The sequence below is a fragment of the Hymenobacter aquaticus genome (genome assembly GCF_004765605.1).
Taxonomy (GTDB): domain Bacteria; phylum Bacteroidota; class Bacteroidia; order Cytophagales; family Hymenobacteraceae; genus Hymenobacter; species Hymenobacter aquaticus.
Genome location: NZ_SRLC01000001.1, coordinates 728,847 through 747,234 on the forward strand (window position 1 = coordinate 728,847; position 18,388 = coordinate 747,234).

Below are 18,388 nucleotides of genomic sequence, written 5' to 3' on the forward strand. Positions count from 1 at the left end.
GGGCACAGGTTCTACTGCAACGGGTCGAAAGCGCCGCCCCAGGTGTTGTTCTGCGCCATAGCCGGGTTGTTGTCGATGGCCGACTGCGGAATGGCGAAGAAGTAGTACTGCGGCTTCCAGTTGATGGCGTAGCGCGTATCGAGGCTCTTGAAGGCGATGGTGAAGTAGTTGGTGTACACCTGGTCGAGGTCGAGGTTGTCGCGGTTGGTGGCGAAGTCGGCCGGGGCGTTGCTTTTCAGGGTGATGGTCACGCCCTGCCGCCGCTTGCCGTTGAGCACGCTCTCAATCTTTTTCCAGCGCCGCAGGTCCCAGAACCGCTTGCCTTCGAAGGCCAGCTCAATCTGCCGCTCATACAGGATGGCGTCGAACATCTGAGCCCGGCTCATGCCCGGGGCCAGGCCGTAGTTGCCGTCCCCAGCCTCGATGCCGGCCCGCTGCCGGATGGCTTTGAGCTGGGCGTAAGCCTCGGTGAGGTTGCCGGCCCCGCAGGCGCTTTCGGCCAGGTTCAGCAGCACCTCGGCGTAGCGGATTTCAATCCAGTCCATGCCCGAGAACTGCACCTCGTTCACGCCCAGGGTGGGGCTCACGGCCTTGCGGGTGTAGAAGCCCGTGTTGCTGGCCTTGGGCTCCACCGTCGTCGAGCCTTTGAAGTAAGTCCAGATTTTCAGGCTGGAGTTGCCGTTCATGGGCCACACCGCGCCGTTGTAGGCAATGGTTTTGCCGAAGCGCGGGTCCCGGTTTTTGTAGAACAGCTGATCGGAGTAGGCGTACTTGGTCGATTCGCCGGGCTTCTTGCCGTCCAGCATCGGGAAGGCTTTCACCAGCTCCCAGGTGGGCTGATTGGAGCCGCCGGCCGTGCCGGTGTAGGAGGGACGCGTCTGGTTGTCGTAGCTGTTGCTTTTCTTGTTCGGGTCGGCGGTGGCGTTGTTGAAGCCCGTCACGAGCACGGCTTCCGGGTTGTTGATCTCCTGAAACCACAGCTGGTCGAAGGAGGCGTTCAGGCCGAAGCCGTTGGCGGAAAGTAGCGTTTTGGCCTGCTGGCTGGCCGTAAAGGCGGTCTGCCACTTGGCCACGTCGTCGTTGGGGTTGAACTGGGGACTGGCCGCGTACAGCAGGGCCCGGGCCTTGAAGGCCGCCGCGGCCCCTTTCGTGACGCGGCCCCAGTCGCCGGAGTTGGTCCACTTGCCGGGCAGGTAGGCAATAGCCGTGTCCAAGTCGGCCACGATGCGCGAGAAAGTGGCGCTGGTCGTGTTGCGGGGCAGGTAGGCGGCCGCCTTGGCTTCCACGCCCACGGCGTCGAGCGGGTTGGTTACCAGCGGCACGCCGCCGTAGATGCGCACGAAGTCGAAGTAGCGCCAGGCCCGGAAGAACAGGGCCTGGGAGCGGAGCCGGTCCTTGGAATCCTTCGACAGCGGCGAGCGGTCCAGGGCCCGCAGGAAGGAGTTGATGGTGCGGACTTTGCCGTAGTTGTTATTGGCGGCCAGGGCCGTGCCGAAGTCCGTGACGGTGTTGATCTGCACGGTGCCTTCGAAGTAGACGCTTTCCCCGGCGGCTTCATCCGACAGGATGCTGGGGTTGGTGCTGCCCAGGCCCACGCCGCTCTGGCCAAACCAGGTGGGCAGGTTCTGGTCGTAGATGTAGCTCAGGTTCAGGGTGGCCAGCGACTCATCCTGGAAGATCAAATCTTCGCTGGCGGCGCTCAAATCCATTTTGTCCAGGGTGTCTTCGCAGCCGGCGAGGGCCAGCCAGGCGGTGCAGGCGAGCAGGGCGGTGAGGCGGGGGAATTTCATGAGTTCATCCAACGATTAGAAGCCAACATTCAGACCCAGCGACAACGAACGGAGCGTGGGGTAGGCATCGTAGCTGCCCGAGTAGACTTTGTAGTTGTAGGGGTTGTAGAAACTGACGGCGTTGAGAGCGGTGGCGAATACTTTCACGCTGCTCATGCCCAGGCGGTTGGTGAGCGGGGTGGGCAGGCTGTAGGAAATCGTGGCGTTGCGGATGCCGGCCGACGTGGAGCTTTTAAACCAGAACTCCGAGGTGCGGTCGTAGCTGTTGCTGGTGAACGGGGCCGGGTACTTGGCGCCCTGGTTTTCCGGGGTCCAGTGGTCGGTCCAGAACTCGGGCCGGTTGGAGGTGGCGGTAGCAGCCTTGCGGGCGGCGCTTTCCACCGTGGCCTGGCCGCCGAAGGAAATGCCCATCGTGAGCTGAATGGTCAGGCCCTTGTAGGTGATGCTGGGGTTCACGCCCACGCCGTAGTGGTTCTGCTCCTTCTTGGTCAGGTAGGTCTGGTCGTCCTCGGTAATCTTGCCGTCGGGGGCGGTGTAGTTGCCCGAGGCGTCTTTGGGGCCGCGGATGTCCTGGTAGTAGAGCATGCCGGGCTTGGGCGCGTCGCCGAAGAGGGTGTAGCCTTTGTTGCTTTCCAGGAAGGCATCTACCTCGCCCTGGTTGCGGAACATGCCCAGGTAGCGGTAGCCCACCACGCCGCGGTCGGTGGAGCGGCCCGTGGGGTCGTCCCACTGCCCGATTTTGCCGCGCTCCACGTCGACCTTAATCTGCTTGTTGTCGTTCCACGACAGGAACGTGTTCAGGCGGTAGGAGAAGTCGCCGCCGAGGTTGTCGCCGTAGCCCAGCGACACTTCGTAGCCGAAGCCGTCCACGGTCGAGAAGTTCTCGGAGGGCAGGGGCGCCCCGATCAGCAGCGGAGCCGAGGCCGAGAGGGCCGTGAGCATGTTGTAGCGGTGGTCGTAGAAGCCGTCGACCGTAAACGAGAGCTTGTTGTTGAGGAAGCGCGCGTCGAGGCCGGCGTTGTACTTGGTGTTGTCGTCCCAGCGGGCGGCGCGGTTGGCCAGCGCGTTGTTGGGCGTGGCCGTCAGGGAGCGGTCGGCGTTGCCGCCGAACACGGCGCCTTTGCCGGTTTCAATCTTGTAGTTTTCCTGCCAGTTGTAGGCGCGGGTGGCGTCGCCGCCGAGCATGCCCACCGAGCCGCGCAGCTTCAGGAAGTTCACCCGCTCACTGGCCGGGAAGAAGGACTCTTCCGACAGAATCCAGCCCGCCGACAGCGAGGGGAAGAAGCCCCAGCGGTATTCCGGGGCGAAGTTCGTGGAGCCGTCGTAGCGCATGGCCAACTCCAGCAGGTACTTGTTGGCGTAGCTGTAGTTGAGGCGGCCGGCGTAGGACAGAATGCCGGACTCGGTCTGGCTTTCGTAGGAATAGGTGGTGCCCGTGGCGAAGCGCACGTTGTCGAGGCCGCCGGGAATGGGGCTGGTTCTGTAGGTTTCGGCCTCGTCGAAGAAGGTTTCCGACTGCTCGAAGAAGGCAATGGCCGATATCAGGTGCTTGCCAAACTGCCGGTCGTAGTTCAGGTAGCCGTTCAGCTGGTAGCTGTTGGTGTAGCTGGGCACCAGGCGCACGATGTCGCCGTTGCTGAGGAAGTTCTGCTTGGTAACCGTGCCGCCGTAGATGTGCTTATGCTCGCCGAGCATGGAGAACTGGTACACCGGGAAGCGGGTGCCGTACTGCTTGCCGAAGTTGTTGTCCATCGTCTTGCTGAACAGCACGCGGGCTTTCAGGCCCTTGATGAACGGCAGCTCATAGTCCAGGTTGGCCGTGATATTCAGGCCGGTGTTGCGCTGGGAGGTGTAGTTGTCCGAGTTCTGAATCTCGAAGAAGTGGAAGGAGTCGAAGCCCGTGCCGCTGGACAGCTGCACCGGCAGCCCGTTCACGTAGGGCTGGTTGAACATGGGCGTGTAAAGCAGGCCGCGCATGTCGTTTTCGGCGTTTTCGCCCCCCACCTTCAGGTAGTACATGCGCTTCTGGTACAGGTCGCCGCTGAGCGAGAGGCCGGCTTTCAGGCCCTTGGCCACCTGCACGTCGGTACTGGCCCGGAACGTCCACTTGTTGGCGTTGATGTTGTCGAAGTTGGCGTTCTGGTAGTTGTACGACAGGCCGGCGAAGTACGTCATCCGGTCGGTGCCGCCGCTCACGTTCAGGGCGTGGCGCGTCACGATGGCCGGCTTCCAGGCCGCTTTCAGCCAGTTGTAGTTGTTGTTGGCGAAGTACTGCAGCTCGTCGGGCGTGTAAATCGACGCGTCGGTGAGCGGGCGGCCCCGGTAGATGTTGTAGTCGTTCAGGTAGGTAGCCAGCTGCACGCCGTCCATCATGCTGGGCAGCCGCACGGCGTCGGCCTGGCCCACCGAGCCGCTGTAGGAAAACTTCGGCGGCCCTACTTTGCCCCGCTTGGTGGCCACTACCACCACGCCCTGGTTGGAGCGGGCGCCGTAAATGGCCGCCGCCGCATCCTTCAGCACTGAAATGGCCTCCACTTCCGACTGGTCGAGCAGGTTGAAGTCTTCCTCCGTGCGCACCACGTTGTCAATCACGTAGAGCGGGCGGGTGGTGCCGCCGTCCTTGGTCAGCACAATCGGGTTGCGGACCGTAATCTGGCCTTTGTCGCCGGGGCGGCCGGTGCCGCCGCTCACGCTCACGCCGGGGTTCTGGCCCACCAGGGCCGTGGAGAGGCTACCCACCGGCAGCTCCTCAATGGCCTTCATGTTGACCGAGGCCACCGAGCCCGTCAGGCTTTCCTTGGTCTGGGTGCCGTAGCCCACTACCACCACCTCGTTCAGCTTCGAGGTTTCTTCCTGCAGCGTAACCTCCAGCGTGGTGCGGCCCCCCACCGTTATTTCCTGCTTGGCAAAGCCGATGGAGCTGATGACCAGCACTTCGTTGCCGGTCGGCAGGTTGATGCGGAACACGCCCTGGGCGTCGGTGGTGGTGCCGGTGGTGGTGCCCTTGAGCACCACGCTGGCGCCCGGAATGCCTTCCCCCTTGGCGTCGCGCACGGTGCCCGTGATATTGAGGAAAACCGGGGTGGCTGCCGCTGGCTTAGCCGGTCGGGCCGGCAGGGCCGCGGTAGCCGGGGCGCCGGTGCCGAGCAATAATCCGACGAGCAGCGTGTAGGCCGCCCCGTGCCGCAAGGGGTGTGAGGGGGTAGGGAAGAGGGGTAGAAAACGAGTCATAGCAAAGATGTGGTGGGAAATGCTTGCTCAGAAGAAGGTGCGGAAACTTACTTGCCGGCCTCGGCCTTTTCGCGGGCCAGGCGGGCCTGCCAGTCCTTGCCGGCCTGGTTCATGTCGATGCCGGCGGCCGAAAGGTAGTTGTTGATCTTGCCTTTGTACTTGCCAAACCAGGCGTGCTTTTGCTCCGAGGTGCCGGCGTCCATGGCCTTTTCGCGGGCTTCGGTCAGCCAGGCCAGGATCTGGGTTTTCTGCTCCTGGGTCAGGTCGGGCAGCATGTCCTGGTAGGCCCGCACCGTGATGGGCAGCACCCCGTAGGTCATGCCGTCCTTGACCTGCTCTACCTGGGCCACGCTCAGCTTCTGGCCTAGCCGGCGCAGGTACTTGGTGTGCAGCTTGGCCAGGGCCTGGTCGGTTTGGGCGTCGAGCTGCTTGATTTCGGCTTCGGTGGCGGGCGTCTTGGGCTGGGCTTTCAGGGTGGCCAGCTGGGTTTTGCGCTGCTCGTGCACCTGGTTTAGCTGCCGGTACTGGTCGGCGATGATGTCGCGCACCTGGGTGGCTTTCTTGGCTTCCAGCGGCCCCAGCTTGTCGACAATCTTGGTGGCTCGCTCGGTGATGGTGCGCGTGTAGGCCGCCTCTTTGGATTCCGGGGCCGGCGTGGTTTGCGCGGCCGCCCAGCCGGCGGAAGTGGCTACCAGAAGTCCGGCCAACAGCAGCCGGGGAAGGGTAGAAGACATGGGGTAGTGCGTAACTGCTTAAAGGTGAAGCAATTTATGCACTATCTAAAGAGCGTATCTACAGGTTTTAGCCAACTTATTATACAATCTTAGCATGTGGCCCCCGGCCGGGTGAGTGTTGGCTAACTCAGGCTGAGGTATTTAGCCCGCCATGCGGCCCTCAAACCGCCCGGCCGCACTTTCTGAGCGGCTTTTGCCGGGGGCAGCCCGTTGCACGGCGGGGCTGGTCAGCCGGCCTGGAAAATGGACTTCAGATAGGCCGCGTTGGCCCCGAAGTTCCGCTTCACGTTGCGCGGATCGGTGGCGTCGCGCGAGCGTTCAATCACCAGCCAGCCCTGCCAGTTCATGTCGGCCAGGGTCTGCTTTACCTTGCGCAGGTCGAGGCGGGGGTTGTTTTCCAGCCACACGCCGTCCTCATCGGTACAGTGAATCTGACAGATCCGCTTGCGGCCCAGGGTTTTAAGCTCCTGGTGCAGGTCGCGGCCTTCCTTGAGGGGGTTGGAGAAGTTGAAGTAGATCTGGATGTGCTTCGAGCCGATTTCGCGCAGCAACTCCACTTCGCCCTTGGCATCGAGCGAGGTTTCGATGCCCACTACCACGCCGGCTTTCCGGGCCATGTGGCCCACCACCTTCAGCCGCTCCACGATGGCGGGGCGCAGCTCGGGGTTCTTCACCAGGTCGCCCTGGGTGCCCAGGGGCAGGAAGGCCACCTTCACGTGCATGGCCCGCATCGTGTCGAGGCAATCTTGCACCATGCGCTGGTAGGTGGGGCGGGTGGCAAACGACTGGGCGTAGAAGCCGGTCATGGCCAACGAGCAGATTTCCAGGTTCAGCTCCCGGGCCTTGTCCAGAAACTGCTGCCGGATTTCAGGCTTGGCCAGCTGGCTGTCAAAGGTTTCGCGCTGCCCCAGGCCGCCCATATCCACCTCCACACCGTCGGCCCCGATATCCTTGGTCAGCTGCAGGGCCCCCAGCTTCTGCCGCTTCAGAATCATCAGATCTACCACGGCAATCTTGTAGGTGAGCTTTTTACGGCGGGCGGGGTAAGCCGCCCGGGGCAGCAGCAGGCCGGCGGCTAGCACGGCCCCGGCCCGCAGAAAGTCGCGGCGGCCAAGTGGGTTCTGAAACATACTAAGACGAGGTTAGTGAAGACTCACTTCGGGGTGCGGGCCGTTGCTGCGGAAGGGCCGGGCGGGCAGGCCGGCTTTGGAAAACAGGTTGGGCTGGGCGGCTTCGTCCCAGCCGAAGCGCACGGCCGCGGGGGCGGGTACGGCCGGGGCCGTCACCACTACTTTTTTGCCCCTGATGCGGGCCTGGGCCGGGTGAAACACGCCGTCGGCTCCGGCCAGCTCAAAGTAGGTCAGCGGCTTTTTGTCCTGGCTGATCAGGCGGCTGCGCCGGGGCGCGAAGGTCACCGTCACGGTCCGGCCTTTCACCTGCATGCCCTGGTACACCGGGCCCGCGCCTTCCACGTCCTTGCGGCCGTAGGTGGCCGCCAGCGCCAGCCGGGCCAGCCGCCGCCCGATTTCCCACTTGAAGGGCGGGTGAATGTCGCTCAGGTTGGTGGCCAGGTCGGTCGTCACAATCAGGCCGGTGTGGGGCACTTGTAGCACGGCCTCCTGCGCCTCCCGGAACCGGGGCAGCGTTTCGCGGGTCAGCGGCGCTTTGGGCTCCTTCGACTCCGAATACTTAAACGGGGCCAGCTGCACGTAGTAAAACGGCAGGGTGGCATCCTGCCAGGCCGTGCGCCAGCTTTCAATCAGGGTTTGCAGCTTGTGGGTGTAGCTGGTGGTTTCGGCCAGAAAGCAGTTCGATTCGCCCTGGTACCACAGAAAGCCGCGCACCGCCAGCGGGGCCAGGGGCCGGATCATGGGCTCGTAGAACTTGCCCGGGTCCCCGTCGACCTTCTGGCTGGCGTAGTACGGGTCCTGGGCCAGGGCTTCGGCCGGAATCCAGGGCTCGATGCGGGAGCCGGGCACGGCCGAGGAAATCATGCCGATGGGCACGCGCAGGTGAGCGTACAGCTCCTGGGCAAAGAAATAGGCCGGGGCCGAAAACGAGCGAAGCGCCGAATCCTGGGCAATGCTCCAGCCCCGGTGCAGCGAATCAGGCTTGCTGAGCTCCTTGCGGTTGACCAGAAAGATGCGCAGCGCCGGGTTGTGGGCCCGCTCCAGCTCCGTAAGCGGCCCGGTATCAGCGCCGGGCGGCAGCGTCACCTTGCTGTTCTTGCGCATCGTGTATTCCATGTTCGACTGCCCCGAGGCCAGCCAGACTTCCCCCACCAGAATATCCCGCAGCCGGATGGTGTTGCGGCCGGTAATGACCAGATCGGCGGGTTTGTCGGAGGCCGGCAGGGGCTGGAGCGTCACGCGCCAGTGGCCGGCGGCATCGGTGGTGGTGCGCTGCTGCTGGCCGGCAAGCTGCACCGTAACTTCCTCGCCCGGCGCGGCCCAGCCCCAGATGGGCAGGGGCTTTTCGCGTTGCAGCACCATGTGGTGGCCCAGCACCCGCGGCAGCACCACGCGGGCCCGGGCGGGGTGGGCCAGGCCGCTCAGGGCCAGCAGCAAGCCAAGTAGAAAGCGTGGGTTCATGCTATTTTTTCAGGAGCCAGACGACCTCCGCGCCGGCCGCGGCGGGCAGGGTGAGAGTGGTGCCGGCCTTCACGGTTTCTCTGGTGTCAGTCAGCTGGCCGGTTTTGGGGTTGATGCGGCGCACGACGAACGTGCCCTTCAGCGCCGATAAATCCAGCTGCACGGGCGCGCCACTTTCCCGGTAAAGCACAAATCCGGTTGTATGGTCGCTCAGGGCCCACTGGCCGGCGGGCTTGCCCGGCAGCTCCACGGGCGTCATGGCGGCTACGGCGCGGGCAAAGCCCGCATCGGCCACGCGCGGCACGCTGGCCATCGAGCCGCCGGCCAGCAGCACGGCCCACCCAAAGGCGTCGGCGCCGTCGGCCGAGTAGAGCACGGCTTTGGCGGGAAACTGCTGGCGGTATTCGCGCACGGCCCGGTACACCTGCTCAAACGAGCTGCGCTTGGGCTTGAGCAGGCGGGCGTGCTGGCGCGGGGCCAGGTTCTGGCCGCCGAGCGGGGCGTAGGCGCTGCCGTCGGACTGGTAGTGCCAGTAATTGATGTCAATCACGTCGATGACGGCGGCGCGGGCGGGGTCGGCCAGGATGGCGTCCTGCACGTCCTTGGTGGTGCTCAGGGCAATGGTGGCGTGCTGGCCGGTTTCGGCTTCCCACTCCTTAATGGTATCGAGCCAGAACTGCACGAAGGACAGCGGCCCGGTAAATTCGGCCCCAATCAGGTGAATCACGCCGGTTTTGCCCACGAAGTTATTGAGGCACTGGCGGATGTAGGCCCGGTGCAGGGGCCGGCGCACCGGGTCCGTCACGTCGTAAAACTGCTCGGCCATGAAAATCCGCTTGTCGCCGGCGTAGGGCGCGGGCTCGGGAAAGCCGGTGTTATTGACGTTGTTGACCGGCCGCCAGGGAAAATCGGCGTAGTGAGCCCCGGCCTCGATGATGTTGTGCTGAAAATAGTGCTGGTTAAGCAGTACGAGGCCTTTCTGGTCGGCCAGGTCGGCAAATTCGGCCAGGCGACCCCAGTACCACTTGTTGTACTTGGTCAGGTCGTAGCGGCTCAGGCCGTCCCAGGCGGTGCCCTGCCCGCTACGGGCGAAGGGCAGCTCGTAGAACGGCGGCCACACCTCCCCATCCATGCGCTTCACCCGCTCGTGGTCGTCGCGCCGCCGCTCGTACCACAGGCCGTAGTTGTGGCTCAACGCCAGGACGTTGCCGATGCGCATAGAGTCGGTCATTTCCGGCAGCTCGTCGGTGAGGCCGGGGCCGCTCAGGCCGGGCACGAAGCGCGTGACGTGGGGCTTGGGGCTTTTCAGACCGTAGGGCCGGGCGCTGCCGTTCCACCACGGCACTTCCTGCCGCCGGCCCGTCAGCAGGGCGTCGCCGCGCACCACCACGCCGTTGGTTACGCGCAGCGGGGCGGCGTACGCGGGTTTGGCCGCGGGCTTCACTTTCAGCTTGTCGATGCTCGGGGCCGTGGTTTGGGTGGTAATAGGCTGCCGGCCGGGCGCGGCCTGAATAAAGGCCAGCACGGTGGGGGCGGCCTGTGCCGAGAGCTTGGTCAGCTCCTGGGCCACCGCCACGGGCGGACTGCTGGAGGCTTCGGTGGCAATGGGCAGCAGCACGGTGCGGCCGGCCACGGCGGCCCCGAGGCGGTCCTGGAGCTGGGCGTAGTAGAGGCTGCGGGGCCGGATATGCTCGTTGGACTGGTCCCAGTGGCCGTTGCCGGCAAATTGGGCCCAGGTGCCGAACGCCCAGTTCTGGGCCGTGGGCGGCTGGTAACAATCGACGCGGGCGGCGGTGCACTGCCAGAACACGCTGTTGGCCGCCGCCCAGCCAGCTCCCTGTCCGTCCTGCTCCCGGTTGCCGAAGCGCAGGGCCTGCCCGTATTCCTTTACGATGTCGAACAGGGTGCCCGCCGCCCAGCTGTCGATGCCGCCGCTGAAGCTGTAGGCGTCTTCGGCCTCGCACTGCACGAAGGCATTGGGGCCGGCGGCGCAGTAGCCCACGGCAAAATCGTGGTAGCCGGCTTGGGCATACAGGCGCTGAAACAGGGTTTGTTGGCCTTTGGTGAGAAACGTGTTGCGCCGCTCGCCCCCGATTTCCGACACCGGCTCGGTGGAAATACAGTCTTCCACGGTGAGGCGGCGCACGTTTTCGTGGGCCAGCACCGCCGAGCCGGCAAAGTGCCGGAACGTGACCTGCCGCACCCAGGCGTCCTGCACGTTGTCGAGCACCACGGCCATCCAGCGGTGGTCCTCATCCTTGGGGTTAGCCGCATCCACTACCGATTCCAGCCGCAGATTCTCCACGCCCACCTGCGTGAGCAACCCCGGCCAGGTGTAGCGGGCCACGGTGCCGCCGCCGTATTTCTGGTCGAGGGCCGTGGTAAGGGGCGCGTCCAGGGTAATGCCGCTGGCCTCGACGCTCACCACCTGCCGGTCCCAGAACAAGTCGCGCTGCCCGGGCTTCCAGCCCAGCGCCGACTCGCCCCCGCCAAACGACTGGGTGCCCAGGGCCTGAATCCAGGCGGCCGTGCTGGGCCGCTGCACCCGCACCCGGTCGCCAACGCGGAAGGTTGCCGCGTTGGCGACCCGCAGCACGCGGGCATTCACGGGCACGTAGGCGTCGGTGATGGGCTGGGCCGTTTCCAGCTTCCGGTCGCCTCGGCCGGCCAGGGTCAGCAGGTTGTCGCGGGAGTAGCCGGTGCCGATAAGCAGGGTGCCCGCGTCGTCCAGGCCGCTGCCGCGCAGCACCACGCCCGAGGCCCGCAGCCGCAGGCGGCCGGCCACCTCGTGTCGGCCCTTGCCCAGCAGCACCGCCCCGCGAAATCCATCTTTGCCCAGGGGCAGGGCCGCCACGTAGTCCAGCGCGGCCTGGATGCGGGCCGTGGCGTCGCCGGGCAGCGCGGGCACCAGCACCTTGATGGGCACCAGCGGAATGGCCTGCTCGCCGGCCCGGTAGCCGCAGTAGGAAAAGTCGGGGATGCGGTTGCCCAGCGAGTCGGGGGCGTACACCAGCCGGCCGTCCTTATCGGTCGAAATGGGCGGCTGGGGCTTGACGACTGGCTTTTTGCCCTGCGCCACGGCCGGTGCGGTGCTGGTAGCCAGTACGATAAACAGAGCCGGGAGGAAGCGTGGTACGGGCACGGTGGGCAACGGGGGCGGTGGAAGGAATGCGGCGAAATGCTAAAAGCTAGCTCCCCTCCTCAGATGACTCCGCGCATAAAGCGGACCGGGGTTAGAAGTGGTTGACCGGAGCGTTAGAGCCAGGTTTAGATTCTAGCTCTAGATTTCGTTCTGCGGTTTCAACCACCCCCAACCCCTCCTCATCTGAGGAGGGGAGCTATTTTTTAGCCTCTAACTTAAACACTAATTGATAGGCTCTGGCGCCTAGGTGGGCTTCACTTCCTTTACCGGCACCACGCTGTTGAGGTACACCTCGATGTTGGTGTAGCCGTCTTTGCCGCGCACCTGGCTGGCGTCAGAGGCGTCGTTGGGGTTGAGCTTGTTCTTCTTCTCGTACTGGTCGGGCATGCCGTCCTTGTCCGAGTCCTGGTAGGGCTGGCCGGCGTAGGTGGGGTAGCCGCCCACCTGGCTGATGTCGGTGATGATGCCCTGCTTGTAGGAGTCGATGGGCAGGCGGCGGTGCTTGAACTGGGTGTCGGGCAGCTTCACGCCTTCCTTGTAGGTGATTTTGCCGGTGCGCACCTGCTCAATCACGCGCGCATCGACCGGGTCGCGCTTGGGCAGGGTGGCCCCGGCGTTTTCCAGCACGTAGGCGTAGGCCTTTTCGGTGGGCAGAATGGTGATGTCGGGCATGGGCAGGGGCGAGTTCACGCGCATGTCGGCGGTGTACTTGCCCGCGTCGGCCATTTCTTCCACCTGCACGCCGCCGTTCCAGTTGTCCTTGGTTACCTTCTCGTTGCCCTCCATGATGTTGCCACTGACGTAGGCGCGGCCGTAGACCTGGTACTTGAGCTTGCTGCGGCCCGATTCGGGCTTCAGGATGCGGTGGCCCACCGGCGAATCCTTGGGCGTGAGGGGGCCGGGCTTGTAGTAGTTGTTGATGATGTTGTACATGGCCCGGTAGTCGCCGCCGTCGGTGGAGCGGTGCACCCAGTTGAACATGACGTTGTTGGCGAAGTTGAACACCCCGTTCCAGCCGATGGAAGGGTTGCGGCCGGCGTTGTCGGCCCACAGGTTGCGCATAAAGGTGCAGTTCTCGCCGCCCAGGGTGCTGCCAAAGGCGTGGTTCCAGGTGTCGAGGGCCTCGGAGAAGATGCTGTTTTGAATCGTGATGTTGACCGTGCCCAGCTTCTGCTCGGCAATGCCGGTGCTGTCGTTGTACATGTGGCGGTACATCGACATGTTCTCGTCCAGGCCCCAGGAGGCCGAGACGTGGTCAATCATGATGTTGCCCACCGGGTTGCCGCCGATGGCGTCGTCGCGGCGGCCCACGTTGGTTTCGCCGCGGCGGAAGCGCATGTAGCGCACCACCACGTCGTGGGTGTTCAGCCACACCGACTCGCCGGCCACGCAGACCCCGTCGCCGGGGGCGGTCTGGCCCGCAATGGTGATGTAGGGCGCCCGGATAATGAGCGGGGTTTTCAAACGGATGATGCCGGCCACGTTGAAGACCACGATGCGGGCCCCGCCCTGCTCGCAGGCCTCGCGCAGCGTGCCGGGGCCCTTGTCTTCCAGGCTGGTTACCACGTACACTTTGCCGCCCCGGCCCCCGAAGGAGTGGGCCCCGCCGCCTTCCGCGCCCGGAAACGCCAGCAGCGGCGACTGGGGCAAATCAACCGGGCGGGCCGCCCACGGAATGTAGGGCTTGCCGTTTTTGGCGTCGCGCTCGATGATGGGGTAAGCCTTGGCCCAGGCGGCATCCGACTCGCGGCGGGCCTGCTCCATCAGCTCGTTGGTGGCTTTCTGCACGTCGGCCGGGATTTGCGGATACTGCGCCCAGGCCGAGTGTTGCAGCGCCAGGCAGCCAGCGAAAACGAGAAGAGAACCAGCGGATTTTTTCATGAGAAGGGTGGGGTTTTAACCGCAGCTAAATAACAGGACAAAACGTCCCGCTACCTATACCATTTTTTCGACCCTGTGTAGGATGTTATCATTCCGGCCCGGGCGCACCTCTTATGGGCCGCCGGGGTGAGGAGCGCCCACCCACTGACGTCCCGCCACCCGCCGCCGGGTGCCGGCCGCATTCCTTATATAGGAGCAGGCGGCGTAAGCAGGGGCCAGGGCCGTCGTTGGCGGGCCCGGGCCGCCGCCCGGCCCGGAAACAGGAGCCGGGCTACCGGGTAAGGGGGCACTCACTGGGCCGGGCGAAGCCCCGCGCAAGGTAGCACCGCCGCCCAATTGGGCGCATGGCAACATGCTACAACAGCCGGAGAAGATGGTATAAGTTGCGGGCGGCCGGGGCCGGTACTTTTGGTATCAGCGTTCTGCCGCTGCGGCAGAACCGGAAAGGGAAAGCAAAGGTGAAGTAGAACAGGCGCGCTGCGCTTGTTCCACTTGCCTTTGCCCCGCTTCCGGCCGCCGTTCAACGAAAAACCCCGTTTGCCCTATGACCCCGAGCCAGTGGAAAAGCCTGTTTGCTAGTTGTTTGCTGCTGGGCTGCCTCTGGCTGGGCGTCGGGCGGGCGGTGGGTAGCCCGGTGCCGGCGGCGGCCTCCCAGACTATCGTCGTGCCCAAAGCGGCCCACGCCCGGCTGCGCTACGGGGCCGAGCGGCTGGCGGCGGCGCTGCGGGCGGCCGGCTACCCCGTCACCATCACGGCCCAGGATAAGCCCGGCCGCCGCAACCAGATTCTGGTCGGTTTGGCCACCGATGCGCTGCTGCGACAGGCCGCGGCCACGCTGCACGCTCCGGCTCCGGCCGCGCCCGGCAAGGAAGGCTTTTCCATTGTTTCGGCCGACAACCACACGGTGCTCATCAGCGGGGCCGACAACTCCGGCGCGCTCTACGGCTGCCTGGAGCTGGCCGAGCAGGTGAAAAGCGCGGGCCGCCTGCCCGAGCAGCTCAGCCTGCGGCAACAGCCCGAAATGGTGCTGCGCGGAGCCTGCATCGGGGTGCAGAAGCCGTATTATCTGCCCGGCCGCACTGTGTACGAGTACCCCTACACGCCCGAAACTTTTCCCTGGCTCTACGACAAGCAGCTCTGGATCCGGTACCTGGACATGCTGGCCGACAACCGCATGAACTCGCTCTACCTCTGGAACGGCCACCCGTTTGCGTCCTTGGTGCGGCTCAAGGACTACCCCTACGCCGTGGAGGTTGATGAGGCCACGTTCCGCAAGAACGAGGAAATCTACCGGTTCCTGACCGCCGAGGCCGACAAGCGCGGCATCTGGGTGATTCAGATGTTCTACAACATCATCGTCTCCAAGCCCTTTGCCGAGCACCACGGCATCAAAACCCAGGACCGCAACCGGCCCATCACCCCGCTGCTGGCCGACTACACCCGCAAGTCCATTGCCGCCTTCGTGGAGAAATACCCCCACGTGGGGCTGATGGTGGCCCTGGGCGAAGCCATGGAAGGGGTGGGGCAGGACGACGTGGACTGGTTTACCAAAACCATTATTCCCGGCGTGCAGGACGGCCTCAAGGCCCTGGGCCAAACCGAGCTGCCGCCCATCGTGCTGCGGGCCCACGACACCGACGCGCCCCGGGTGATTAACGCCGCGCTGCCGCTCTACAAAAACCTCTACACCGAGGCCAAGTTCAACGGTGAGGCCCTGACCACCTACACCCCGCGCGGCTCCTGGGCCGAGCTGCACCGCAAGCTGAGCAGCATGAACTCGGTGCACATCGAGAACGTGCACATTCTGGCCAACCTGGAGCCGTTCCGCTACGCCTCGGCCGACTTTATCCAGAAATCGGTGCAGGCCATGCACGGCACCTACGGGGCCAACGGGCTGCACCTCTACCCCCAGGCCTCGTACTGGGACTGGCCCTACACCGCCGACAAAGCCCCCGAGCGGCTGCTGCAAATCGACCGGGACTGGATGTGGTACAAAGCCTGGGCGCGCTACGCCTGGCAGGCCAACCGGCCCCGTCCGGCCGAAATAGACTACTGGGGCCAGCAGCTGGGCGAGTTATTTGGCACCGACGCGGCGGCCGGTAAGCAGGTGCTGGAAGCTTACGAGCAAGCCGGCGAAATCGAGCCCAAGCTGCTGCGCCGCTACGGCATCACCGACGGCAACCGCCAGACGCTCACGCTGGGCATGCTCATGGGCCAGCTCATCAACCCCAGGCGCTACGGGCTGTTTACCCTGCTCTATGAGTCGGAAGCACCGGAAGGGGAGATGATCATCGAATACGCGGAGAAAGAAGCCAAAGGACTGCCTCACGTGGGCGAAACGCCGGTGCAGGTGGCCTCCGAAGTCGTGGCCCACGGGCAGGCCGCGGTGGCGGCCATCGAGCGGGCGGCCCCGAGCGTGACGAAGAACCAGGCGGAGTTTGCCCGCGTCAGAAACGACATGTACTGCCAGGCGGCGCTGGCCAACTTCTACGCCGACAAGGCGCGGGCGGCCCTGCTGGTGCTGCGCTACAAATACTCGCGCAACGTGGCCGACCTGGAGCAGGCCGTGCCGCTGCTGGCGCGCAGCGTGCAGCACTGGGAAAAGATGGTGGCCCTGACCCAGGACACCTACCTCTACGCCAACAGCATGCAGACCGCCCAGCGCAAGATTCCGATGCGCGGCGTGGATGCCACCTACATTACCTGGGCCGAAATGCTGCCCGTCTACCAGAAGGAGCTGCTGAACCTGCGCCGCAACATCGACTCGCTGAAAACGGTGAAGCTGGTGCCCCCGGTGCAGCAAACCACCCGCCTGGCGGCGGCCCCCGTCACGCTGCAAACCAAAGCCGGGCGCTACGCTGCCGCGGCCGGGCAGTCGGTTTTCGCCGATACCACGGTGACCATTACGGCTTTGGCCCCGGAACTGGCCGGCTTGACGGGCCTGCGCCTGAGCAAAGCCCAGATGCTGAGCCAGGGCACCGAAATCCGCTTTACCACCCGGCAGCCGGTGAAGCTGCTGGTCGGCTATTTCAACGCCAAGAACCCACGCTACCTGCCCGCGCCCCAGCTCGAAACCGACGCCAGCGCCAACGACTACGGGCAGGCCGACATCAAAATCAGCAATGCGGTGGCCGTGGCCGGGATGCCGCCGGTGAACGTGCACACCTACACTTTTAAGGCCGGCACCCACACGCTCTACCTGGGCAAAGGGGCCGCGCTGCTGCTGGGCTTTATCGACGCCAGCCAGCCCCTGCGCCCCTACAACGCGGGCCTGGGTACCGGCCTGGGCGACCAGACCAAGGAAGTAGACTGGCTGTTTGAGTAGCCGAAAATCAGCTTTCACCCCGTTATTTACCTTTTCACCCGTCAAACGCAACGCAGTACATGGCCTTTCGCGCGCAAGCACTTCTTACGGCTCTGGGCCTGCTGGCCGGCGCGGCCGCCCCGGCCGGGGCCCAGCAGCGCCCCCCCTTCGTGCTGAGTACCGAGCCGCTGCGCACCAGCGTGGCCTGGTTTAACAGCCTGGACCAGGAAACGGTGGTGAACCTGGTGCCCAACGCCGGGGCCGCCGACTGGCTGGCCGAGCAGGTGCCGCTGTTCGAGTGCCCCGACTCGGCCTTGCAGCAAACCTACTATTACCGCTGGTGGACCTTCCGCAAGCACCTGAAGCAGACGCCTGACGGCTACGTTTTCACGGAGTTTATTACCCCGATGAAGCACGCCGGCGCCCACAATACCATCAGCAGCGCCCTGGGCCACCACCTCAACGAGGGCCGCTGGCTCCACGATTCGCAGTTCATCGACCAGTACACCCGGTTCTGGCTGTTTGCCGATGCCAGGCGCCCCGCGCCCAAGCTCCACGCCTTCAGCAGCTGGCTGCCCGATGCGGTGTACGGCCTGTACCTAGTGCAGAACAAGCCGCAGCTGGTGCAAGAGCTGCTGCCCGCCCTGCATGCCGATTACAAGCTCTGGGAAAAGGAAAGAATGCTGCCCAACGGGATGTTCTGGCAGTACGACGTGAAGGACGCCATGGAAGAATCCATCAGCGGGGGCCGGAAGGTGAAAAACGTGCGCCCCACCATCAACAGCTACATGTACGGCAACGCCAAGGCCCTGACGGCTATGGCCCGGCTAACGAAAAACGACAGCCTGGCCCGCAAGTACGCGGCCAAGGCCAAGCAGCTGCGCACCGACGTGCAGCGCGTCCTCTGGGACGAAAAAGCGGCGTTTTTCAAGGTGCAGTACGAGAAAGGCGGCCTCTGCGAAGCCCGCGAGGAGCTGGGCTACATTCCCTGGTACTTCAACCTGCCCGCCGACAAGGCCAAGTACGCCAAGCAGTGGGAGCAGCTCACCGACGAGCAGGGCTTCCGGGCGCCCTGGGGCCTGACCACGGCCGAGCGGCGCGCCCCCGGCTTCCGCACCCACGGCTCGGGCCACGGCTGCGAGTGGGACGGGGCCGTGTGGCCCTACGCTACCACCCAGACGCTCAAAGGCCTGGCCAACCTGCTGACCAGCTACAAGCACCACGATGGTATGAGCAAGCAGGTTTACTACGACGAGCTGCGCAAATATGCCCTGTCGCACCAGAAAAACGGCGTGCCCTACCTGGGGGAGTATCAGGATGAAAAGAACGGGGAGTGGCTCAAGGGCGACAACCCGCGCAGCAGCTACTACAACCACTCGGGCTTCGCCGACCTGATTATCACCGGCCTGGTGGGTCTCAAGCCCCGCCCCGACAACGTGGTGGAAATCGTGCCCCTGGTGCCCGCCGGGCAGTGGGACTACTTCTGCCTCGACCAGGTGCGCTACCACGGCCGCCTGCTCACGGTGCTCTGGGACAAAACCGGCCAAAAATACGGCAAAGGCCCCGGCCTGCGCGTGTTTGCCGACGGCCAGCAAATCGGCCACGCCGCCCAGCTGACGCGCCTGACGGCCAAGCTGCCGGGATAGTACAGGACGGAAGAAAAGAACGTCATGCGGAGCTTGTCCCAGAGCCTTATTGACCTCCTCCGCTAGGAG

The 18,388-nt window shown here is 64.7% G+C and carries 9 protein-coding genes; 2 read left to right on the plus strand and 7 right to left on the minus strand.

Features of this window, described 5'->3' with window-relative positions; genetic code table 11:
- Positions 1–11 precede the first annotated feature (11 nt).
- The 7 genes from E5K00_RS03055 to E5K00_RS03085 all read right to left on the minus strand — a co-directional run bounded on the left by E5K00_RS03055 (position 12) and on the right by E5K00_RS03085 (position 13,369).
- Positions 12–1,790, minus strand: a complete 1,779-nt coding sequence (locus E5K00_RS03055; RefSeq protein ID WP_135461559.1) for a RagB/SusD family nutrient uptake outer membrane protein — start codon at positions 1,788–1,790, stop codon at positions 12–14.
- Positions 1,791–1,805: 15 nt separating this feature from the next.
- On the minus strand, positions 1,806–5,021 hold the full coding sequence (locus tag E5K00_RS03060; protein ID WP_135461561.1) for a SusC/RagA family TonB-linked outer membrane protein: 3,216 nt from the start codon (positions 5,019–5,021) through the stop codon (positions 1,806–1,808).
- Positions 5,022–5,068: 47 nt separating this feature from the next.
- Positions 5,069–5,755, minus strand: a complete 687-nt coding sequence (locus E5K00_RS03065; protein WP_135461563.1) for a DUF3826 domain-containing protein — start codon at positions 5,753–5,755, stop codon at positions 5,069–5,071.
- 227 nt (positions 5,756–5,982) lie between these two features.
- Positions 5,983–6,885, minus strand: a complete 903-nt coding sequence (locus tag E5K00_RS03070; RefSeq protein ID WP_135461565.1) for a sugar phosphate isomerase/epimerase family protein — start codon at positions 6,883–6,885, stop codon at positions 5,983–5,985.
- A 12-nt stretch (positions 6,886–6,897) separates the two neighbouring features.
- Positions 6,898–8,346, minus strand: coding sequence for a sialate O-acetylesterase (locus tag E5K00_RS03075; protein WP_210114269.1), 1,449 nt, complete (start codon positions 8,344–8,346; stop codon positions 6,898–6,900).
- Between the two features lies 1 nt (position 8,347).
- On the minus strand, positions 8,348–11,488 hold the full coding sequence (locus E5K00_RS03080) for a DUF6298 domain-containing protein (RefSeq protein ID WP_167856733.1): 3,141 nt from the start codon (positions 11,486–11,488) through the stop codon (positions 8,348–8,350).
- A 243-nt stretch (positions 11,489–11,731) separates the two neighbouring features.
- Complete coding sequence (locus E5K00_RS03085; protein ID WP_135461569.1) at positions 11,732–13,369, minus strand: pectate lyase family protein; 1,638 nt, start codon at positions 13,367–13,369, stop codon at positions 11,732–11,734.
- 544 nt (positions 13,370–13,913) lie between these two features.
- On the opposite strand from E5K00_RS03085, the gene E5K00_RS03090 reads away from it, so the two are divergent.
- Both E5K00_RS03090 and E5K00_RS03095 read left to right on the plus strand, forming a co-directional pair.
- The gene (locus E5K00_RS03090; protein ID WP_135461571.1) at positions 13,914–16,694 is read left to right on the plus strand and encodes an alpha-d-galacturonidase; all 2,781 of its coding nucleotides are present in this window, start codon (positions 13,914–13,916) and stop codon (positions 16,692–16,694) included.
- Between the two features lie 59 nt (positions 16,695–16,753).
- A complete protein-coding gene (locus E5K00_RS03095; protein ID WP_135461573.1) occupies positions 16,754–18,319 on the plus strand; it encodes an MGH1-like glycoside hydrolase domain-containing protein in 1,566 nt (521 codons plus the stop codon).
- The last annotated feature ends 69 nt before the right edge of the window (positions 18,320–18,388 follow it).

Bases quoted from the DNA above. Each gene is read 5' to 3' on its own strand.
- E5K00_RS03055 (WP_135461559.1), bottom strand. From the start codon at position 1,790: ATGAAATTCCCCCGCCTCACCGCCCTGCTCGCCTGCACCGCCTGGCTG.
- E5K00_RS03060 (WP_135461561.1), bottom strand. From the start codon at position 5,021: ATGACTCGTTTTCTACCCCTCTTCCCTACCCCCTCACACCCCTTGCGG.
- E5K00_RS03065 (WP_135461563.1), bottom strand. From the start codon at position 5,755: ATGTCTTCTACCCTTCCCCGGCTGCTGTTGGCCGGACTTCTGGTAGCC.
- E5K00_RS03070 (WP_135461565.1), bottom strand. From the start codon at position 6,885: ATGTTTCAGAACCCACTTGGCCGCCGCGACTTTCTGCGGGCCGGGGCC.
- E5K00_RS03075 (WP_210114269.1), bottom strand. From the start codon at position 8,346: ATGAACCCACGCTTTCTACTTGGCTTGCTGCTGGCCCTGAGCGGCCTG.
- E5K00_RS03085 (WP_135461569.1), bottom strand. From the start codon at position 13,369: ATGAAAAAATCCGCTGGTTCTCTTCTCGTTTTCGCTGGCTGCCTGGCG.
- E5K00_RS03090 (WP_135461571.1), top strand. From the start codon at position 13,914: ATGACCCCGAGCCAGTGGAAAAGCCTGTTTGCTAGTTGTTTGCTGCTG.
- E5K00_RS03095 (WP_135461573.1), top strand. From the start codon at position 16,754: ATGGCCTTTCGCGCGCAAGCACTTCTTACGGCTCTGGGCCTGCTGGCC.